Annotated in this window: 4 protein-coding genes; all 4 read left to right on the top strand. The window is 51.2% G+C overall.

Annotation, left to right across the window (positions count from 1 at the left end):
- Nucleotides 1–362: Hsp70 family protein (locus ACP5D0_RS10150; RefSeq protein ID WP_472365679.1), on the top strand; the 362-nt coding region annotated here is incomplete at its 5' end.
- Nucleotides 363–876: 514 nt separating this feature from the next.
- A complete protein-coding gene (gene dnaJ, locus ACP5D0_RS10145) occupies nucleotides 877–2034 on the top strand; it encodes a molecular chaperone DnaJ (protein ID WP_472365677.1) in 1158 nt (385 codons plus the stop codon).
- Between the two features lie 15 nt (nucleotides 2035–2049).
- Nucleotides 2050–2850: a 4-hydroxy-tetrahydrodipicolinate reductase gene (dapB, locus tag ACP5D0_RS10140; RefSeq protein ID WP_472365675.1), complete on the top strand. Its 801-nt coding sequence runs from the start codon at nucleotides 2050–2052 to the stop codon at nucleotides 2848–2850.
- 270 nt (nucleotides 2851–3120) lie between these two features.
- The coding region (locus ACP5D0_RS10135; RefSeq protein ID WP_472365674.1) for a PAS domain-containing protein at nucleotides 3121–4282 on the top strand (1162 nt) is incomplete at its 3' end.

Raw genomic sequence — 4282 nt, 5'->3', positions numbered from 1 at the left:
AAGCGCATGCGGAGGAAGATGCCAAGCTGAAGGAGTTGGTGGAAGCGCGTAACCAAGCCGATGCCATGATTCACGGCACCAAGAAGTTGTTGGATGAACAAGGCGAAGGCGTGGACGCGGCTGAAAAAGAAGTGATTGAAAAAGCGATCGCCGATTTGGAGGAAGCCATCAAAGGAGACGACAAATCGGTCATCGACGAAAAATCGCAAGCCTTGGCGGCGGCCAGTCAAAAGCTGGCTGAAAAAGCCTATGCTCAGCAACCCGGCGGTGACGCTGGGGCGCAACAGCAAGGCGGTGCCAACAATGCCGACGACGATATCGTGGATGCGGAATTTGAAGAAGTCAAAGACGATAAAAAATAAAGGTCTGGTTGAATAACCTGGCCTCATTTAAGACCAAAGTCGGTATAATGCGGGCCATTTTTGGGAACCTCTAATCAAATCCGTTTGGATTCTGGCAACGCCAATTTTTCGACTTCAAGGCATCCTTTTGCAGTGCTATCCAGATAACACAAAAAAGGATAACGCCGAAGTCGGGAAATTGGCTAAGCCCCTTTGGGCGGGACTTAAAGCCCTCTTCTTCGTTGTTGTGACTCTTGACCTTAAAATGACTAAGGTCGGCGCGTCACGCCTAGAATAAGTGAGCTTTAAGTCCCGCAGAATTTTAACGGGTTCGATTAGAGGTTCCCTAGGGAATGGCCCGTTTTTTTATGCCTTGTTTCACAGATGGGAATCTCGATTCCTGCCACGGTTCAATTATCATTCAAAAAGATAGGATAAAGCGTTGAACTCCAGAACGAACCAGGCCTGGTGGTTTTCGACCTTATCGTATGGTTTTGAATACTAGTTGATCGATTAAAAAAGATACCGGACGATTATGAGCAAAAGATGTTATTACGAAGTGTTGGAAGTGTCGAAAACCGCTTCCGACGGGGAAATTAAAAAAGCCTATCGCAAACTGGCGATGCGCTATCATCCGGATCGTAATCCGGACAGCGCGGAAGCGGAAGATAAGTTTAAAGAGGCTTCGGAAGCCTATGAAATTCTGTCCGACCCGCAAAAGCGTCAGGCCTATGATCAGTTTGGTCACGCCGGTGTGGACGGCAGCGCGGGGCAAGGCGGGTTCGGTGGCGGCGGCTTTGCCGATTTCGGTGATATTTTCGGTGATATTTTTGGCGGCGGCTTTGGTGGCCGTCGCGGGCCGCAGCCGGGACATGACTTGCAATACGAATTGGAAATCTCGCTGGAAGATGCGGTGTCCGGTACCACGGTGGATGTCCGCATCCCAACCAAGGAAGTCTGTGACAAGTGTGACGGTAGCGGGGCAGAACCCGGAACTGAAGTCCACACCTGTCCAACCTGCCATGGCGCGGGTCAAGTGCGTGTGCAGCAGGGCTTTTTTGCGGTGTCGCGCACCTGTCCGAACTGTCATGGTACCGGTAAAATTGTGCAAACGCCGTGTAAGGCCTGTCGTGGCGAAGGTTACAAACACAGTCATAAAACGCTGTCGGTCAAGATTCCGGCGGGGGTCGATAATGGCGACCGCATTCGTTTGCAAGGCGAAGGCGAAGCCGGTGAGCCGGGCGCGCCGCATGGCGATTTGTATGTGCGCATTCGCGTCAAAGAACACAAAATTTTCCAACGTGACGGCAATACCTTGTATTGTGATATGCCCTTGTCCTTTGTGACGGCCGCCTTGGGGGGCACTATGGACGTGCCGACCTTGAGTGGTAAGGCCAATTTGAAAATACCGGCGGGCACGCAGTCCGGTCAGCGATTTAAGCTGTCGGGCAAAGGCGTGAAGTCGGTGCGTTCGCATCAGGTGGGCGATATGGTGGTGCAGGTGCACATTGAAACACCGGTGAAGCTGACGGAGGAGCAAAAAGACTTGTTGCGAGCCTTTGATGAGAGCCTGCAAGGCAAGCATCACAAGCAGCACAGTCCGAAAACGCACAGTTTTTTCGATTCGGTGAAAGCGTTTTTTACTGGTGACGATGAAAACGAGAAAAAAGACAAAGATGGACCTTGGAATTAAAAAAGGAATAGCAGAATGAGAGTGGCGGTAATCGGCGCTTCCGGGCGCATGGGAAAAAACTTGATTGATGCGGTTCATCAAACCAAAGGTCTGACCTTGACGGCGGCGATTGAACGTCCAGGTTCTTCTCTGGTCGGAGCCGATGCCGGTGAATTGGCGGGCGTTGGAAGCTTGGGGGTTCGGGTTGTGGATCAAATCGAATTGGTGGTGGACGACTTCGATGTGTTGATTGATTTCACCACCCCAGACGCGACCTTGCACAATGTAAAAGTCTGTTTGGCGCACAACAAAAAAATGGTCATCGGCACGACTGGGTTTGATGAGGCGAGCTTGAAAATCTTGCACGAAGCGGCTGAACGCATGGCCATCGTGTTCGCCGCCAATTTCAGTGTCGGCGTGAATTTGGTGTTGAAGCTGCTCAAACAAGCGGCGGAAGTGCTCAACGAGGGTTACGACATTGAAGTGATTGAAGGCCATCATCGTCATAAGGTGGATGCGCCATCCGGCACCGCTTTGCGCATGGGCGAAGTGGTGGCCGATACTTTGGGACGTGATTTGAAAGACTGTGCGGTTTACGGGCGGGAAGGCATCACCGGCGCGCGTGATCCAAACACCATTGGCTTTGCGACCGTACGCGCCGGTGACATTGTCGGCGACCATACGGTGCTGTTTGCCACGGAAGGCGAGCGGGTGGAAATTACTCATAAGGCGTCCAGTCGCATGACCTTTGCCAAGGGCGCGGCGCGTTCGTGTTTGTGGCTGCAGGATAAGCCTACCGGATTGTTCGATATGCAGGATGTTCTGAAACTGCGATAACGATCAAACGTCCCTCATTTCATAAACCGCTAGGCCTGGCGGTTTTTTTATGCCTACAGATCCCGTGATCGGTAAATGCTTGGTTCTGAGTCGGGTGAAAACTACTTATCTGTATGATTCTTTGAGCTTTTTATGGTAAAAAACCTTTAGAGATGGGACATAACAAGGTAGACTTTTACAGGTATATGAAAATTTTATTGCAATCGATTAAATCTTCGCCGCCGTGTGTTTGCCCGTGGCTTAGGTGCATTCTAGGATGAGACGTCATTTATGAGAGAAAATCTACCGGTCAACTCGATAGAGTACCCGATTCCAAAGGGCTTGACTCTGGTGTCTAAAACCGATTTGAGCGGCACCATTGTTGAATGCAACGACAGTTTTGAGATTATCAGCGGGTTTAAGCGTGGGGAATTGGTTGGGCAGCCGCATAATTTGGTGCGCCATCCCGATGTGCCGCCAGTGGTGTTTGCGGATATGTGGCAGACGTTACAGTCCGGTATGCCGTGGACGCAGGTGTTGAAAAACCGTCGCAAGGATGGCAGCCATTATTGGATGCGTGCTAATGTGACGCCCGTTTATGACATTGAAGGCGGCAATATCGGTTATTTGTCGGTGCGTGAACCCGTTTCGGATGCGGAAAAGCAGCAGGCCTTGCGAGATTATGAGGCCTTGAAAACCGGTCGGGCACGGATTCGACAAGGCACGGTTCAAAGCGGCATTCACTGGCGAAGCTTAAATCCCTGGACAAAGTTGGGGCCGCGCAGTGAAATGTTGGTGCTGGCTGTGTTGCTGGGCGTGCTTCCCTTGTGGTTGACGCATACGCTCTTGACGGTGACGCCAATGATTTTGGCGGTGGTGTCGATTGGAATGCTGTTGGTGGCTTGGCTGATGGGCAATTTTTTGCACAGCAGTATTCGCCAAGCGGTGTTCTTGCTACGAAAAATGGCGGGCGGTGAGCAGCTGTTGAATGTAACGGTGGCTCCGAATTACACCGGTAAACTCTATGGAGCCATTCAATCCAGTGCTTTGGCCTTGGGGGCTTATCGATCCAATTTAGCCTCGGAAAGCGATCGTGCTCGGCGCTTACAATTGGCGGTTGACCAGGCCTGGATGAATATGATGTTGGTCGATACCGAGGGTAAGATCGTGTATTTGAACCAGCAGCTGCAGGACTTTTTTCAGCAGAGAGCGGCAAAGGTTATTGAGTCGATTCCAACCTTTCAAGCGGATCGTTTAATCGACCAGCCGTTGAGTCTGTTTGATATTGATGGTCAAGGATTCGAACTGAATGCCAAAGAGGTGCAGTTTCGCACATTGCAAATCGGCGAGTTGTCGCTTTATCTCAAAATGGTGCCGGTTCACAATCGCGCGGGGGTTCACGTGAGCACAGTGGTGGAATGGCAAGATCGAACGCTCACCGCCCAGTTAATGT

The sequence above is a fragment of the Hydrogenovibrio sp. genome (genome assembly GCF_049975065.1).
Classification (GTDB): Bacteria; Pseudomonadota; Gammaproteobacteria; order Thiomicrospirales; family Thiomicrospiraceae; genus Hydrogenovibrio.
This window is presented reverse-complemented; position numbering and strand designations above follow the sequence as displayed.